The following is a 637-nucleotide window of genomic DNA, read 5'->3' as shown; positions in this document are numbered from 1 at the left end:
GCCAGCATCTGCCTCGAATTGCGGGTGAGCGAGTTGGGGCTTGCCCGATAAAAAGCGAGCGGCTCGTCGACCATCACCCAAGGTTTGCCTTGACGTGCGACGCGCTGCCACAAATCCCAGTCCTCGCAGGTGTGCAGCGACACATCAAAGCCGCCCAACTCGACGATTGTTTCCCGGTCGATCAGCAGCGCGTGCGTGCGGATGGCACATCGGCGCGCGAATGCCTCGAAGGGTTCAATCGCAACCTCGGTCGCGATGCTCGACGGGGTCAGTGCGCCATCGGGCATCACGCGCCGGGAACCGCAATAGCAAGCCACGGCATCCGGCGCGGTCTCCAGTGCGGCCAGCATCCTTGCGAGGAAGCCGGCGTCCACCCAATCGTCCGCATCCAGGAACATCAGCCAGCGGCCACGCGCCATCGAAATCCCTTCATTGCGCGCGCCCGCGGCGCTATGGGCGCGCGAGTTCGCTGTGCGAAACCGGGCATCGCGCTCAACATAACCGGCGATGATTTGCGCGGTATTATCCGTCGAGCCATCGTCGACGATGATCGCCTCCCAATCAGCAATGCCCTGGCCGAGGAGGCAATCGAGCGCTTGTGTGAGCGTGACCTCGGCGTTCCGCGCAGGCACCACGA

General features: G+C 63.9%; 1 protein-coding gene. It reads right to left on the bottom strand.

Annotation, left to right across the window (positions count from 1 at the left end; genetic code table 11):
* Positions 1-635, bottom strand: a 635-nt coding sequence (locus O7B34_RS31890; RefSeq protein WP_337149710.1) for a glycosyltransferase family 2 protein, incomplete at its 3' end; no start/stop codon positions are given.
* Between the last annotated feature and the right edge of the window lie 2 nt (positions 636-637).

This window comes from Mesorhizobium sp. Cs1299R1N3, from assembly GCF_037179625.1.
Lineage (GTDB): Bacteria > Pseudomonadota > Alphaproteobacteria > Rhizobiales > Rhizobiaceae > Mesorhizobium > Mesorhizobium salmacidum.
This window is presented reverse-complemented; position numbering and strand designations above follow the sequence as displayed.